Here is a 2,457-nt window from a genome sequence, read left to right on the forward strand (position 1 = left end):
CTTCAAACTTGATACTAAGTCAATAACCATCGATAGCGGGACAATAATCAAGCGGCTCATCATATGGATAGCCTGTGACTTGATAGGAGTCTTTGCCGAGAATTAATAGGTTTTCATATACAAAACTAATATCCCCGCTGAAATCCTTTATTAGCTTATCACTGGCATTTTTATGATTCTTTTGGACCGGTTCGATGTATTCAAGAAACAACCAACGTTCTCTTTGGTAGTCCGAGACTTCGAGATACAACCATTGATTCTCGGGTTTAGACATGTCGACCACCTTTAAGCCTTTCTCTCTCAAGAACTCATCAGTTAAGTAGTGATCAACAAACTTAACGATTATATCATCACGCTCAGAGCACGAGACCTGACTTCCTTTTGAAATGACAAATCTAAGGGGTACAAGCTGATTTGGATTCAGTTGCTTACCTCGATTTCCGTGAACTTGAGAATACTGCTTGTTCTGTCCATCAGTACCGAGGTTAGCATTCTTACTATTAGCTTCATTGTCACTTGAACTCATATTTGCTCCTGATTGATATAACGCTCGATTAACGGGTTAAAAATAGTGGGCTAAAATTGAGCGAAGCGAAGAGCCCACTGTTTTTAATCCCTGTTTAATTGCTTGTTAGTTTGCGTCTACGACCATTTATTTCGCTAGTAAACAACGACGCAAGTAACATTATTTAACTGCCTGTTTATCTAAGATTTTACCGATAGCCGCTTTAATATCTCTAGTTTTTTCAGCTTCTTCGATTATAGGAATAACCCAAGCACAATTGAGCTGATGGAGCGATACCCTCCAATCTTTCCATTTAGAGCCACTTATATTATCAAGATTATCGAGTCCGAATGTAGAAGCTGCTCCCCACTGTGCAATTGAAGGTAAGCTAGGGTCATTGGAATATCCTCCAAGTATAAATGGTCTTTCTAAATTACCAGGATCTATAGCAAAATATAAATCCGCTTTCTCTGTTGGTTCAGAAACTTTATTGATTATCTGCATAGCGACACCTGATAGCAAACTAACGCCCGCTTAAGCGGAAAAATTTAGTTGGCTAAAATGTTGAACGGAGTGAAAACAGCCAACTGTATTTTTTCCGTTTGAAGCCCTTGTTAGCTTTTACGACCCCTAAGCATGGCTACACCTAGCCAAGAAAACCATACAATTTGGCTTATCCCAAAAACTTCAGTAAGTACATCAGCAGGGTAAATAGTAAAAACACCAACAATGCCAACAAAAAACCCAAAGTAGTTAAGTGTTTTAGGAAGTTCATTACCTTTTAAAGCGGCAAAACTTAACAATAGAACCCACAGGCCTCCAACTACTTCATTACCACCACCTAAGCCTTCGACTACAGAGTAGATAGCTTGCCAGACTGTCATAGCTTGCTCTGGATCTTTAGTTGACAACTCCAAAGCTGCTGCCAAACCTATATTTGCAATCATTCCACTTGCAATGACTAACCCCACCCAAACAACCCCAAACACCGAAGCGATTTGTGAGAGAATTGAGGCATTCCTCTTCAAACGCTCATGAAGCGCCAATACTAATATAGCCAGTAAAACTCCAAATAGTACATACATGATGAGATTTACGATGGATAGGACATTTTGGTTTTCAGCTAGAAAAGCAAACTTTTGAGCAGAATCAGCATCAGCGGGGAAATTCCAGAACGCGCCAAAAAAAACGAAAGCTGACACGTAAATGATGGACTCCAAAAGAGCAGCAACTCCCCCTGTTTTTTGTAAATTATTCACGATATAAACCCCATATTGATTGAATATTGAGAAAGCTAACGCCAAACTAACCCGCACTAGACCTTGGCATATAATTTTGCGAAGCAAAAGTGCCAAGCGTTACAGTGTCGGGTTTAGTGCCTTGTTAGCACTACTTACTCAATGGTACTAAAGTCTATCTCTTTCCCAACCTCAACACTTATGACTTGTGTAGATGCTATTAAATCATGTAGACAACGCTTATCTTTGCGGAAAATAAACAGAACATTAACCAACGGGATAAAGCCACCGATTAACGGTACGTAAGATAAAACCGCCATGGGAATTGAGCGTTTAACAAAAAGTTTAGGTAATCCTAATTTGTTTCCCTGCAAATCAACGACTGCGATGTCAAAAACATATTTACCTATTGTTTGTCCGCGTTTATGAAGCAAATATCCGTGACACAAAAGGTAAGCTGACCAAGAGTAAATCAATAACGCAAATGCTTCACTTGGGTAGATTATGTCGGTAGAAATAATTCTATCGCCAAAATCTGTATAGAAAAGAACAGGAACTAAAAATGCGATGGCAATTAGTATATCAATGAAAGCAGCCCAAAAACGTGACCACCGAGAAGCCAGAATACCGGCTGGTGTATACTTGATTACTTCTGACATCATTCCTCCATGAGATGAATTATTGTGTAGTGCTAACGCCTTACTAAGTGGCGCT

Annotated in this window: 4 protein-coding genes; all 4 read right to left on the bottom strand. The window is 39.5% G+C overall.

From position 1 onward, the window contains the following. Window positions 1-19: 19 nt before the first annotated feature. Window positions 20-526 (bottom strand): hypothetical protein, encoded by a 507-nt coding sequence (locus tag ACP45E_RS19065; RefSeq protein WP_017037237.1) that lies wholly within the window; start codon window positions 524-526, stop codon window positions 20-22. Between the two features lie 159 nt (window positions 527-685). Further along, the gene (locus ACP45E_RS19070) at window positions 686-1,009 is read right to left on the bottom strand and encodes a hypothetical protein (protein ID WP_017037236.1); all 324 of its coding nucleotides are present in this window, start codon (window positions 1,007-1,009) and stop codon (window positions 686-688) included. Between the two features lie 110 nt (window positions 1,010-1,119). Further along, window positions 1,120-1,764 carry a DUF4386 family protein gene (locus ACP45E_RS19075; RefSeq protein WP_017040035.1) on the bottom strand — a complete coding sequence of 215 codons (645 nt, stop codon included), beginning with the start codon at window positions 1,762-1,764 and terminating at the stop codon, window positions 1,120-1,122. Between the two features lie 134 nt (window positions 1,765-1,898). Further along, a partial coding sequence (locus ACP45E_RS19080; protein ID WP_241824347.1) for an RDD family protein occupies window positions 1,899-2,457 on the bottom strand: 559 nt, incomplete at its 5' end.

The sequence above is a fragment of the Vibrio genomosp. F10 str. 9ZD137 genome, assembly GCF_049974785.1.
Classification (GTDB): domain Bacteria; phylum Pseudomonadota; class Gammaproteobacteria; order Enterobacterales; family Vibrionaceae; genus Vibrio.

Coding starts and splice junctions, on each gene's coding strand:
- ACP45E_RS19065 (WP_017037237.1), bottom strand. CDS start 526: ATGAGTTCAAGTGACAATGAAGCTAATAGTAAGAATGCTAACCTCGGT.
- ACP45E_RS19070 (WP_017037236.1), bottom strand. CDS start 1,009: ATGCAGATAATCAATAAAGTTTCTGAACCAACAGAGAAAGCGGATTTA.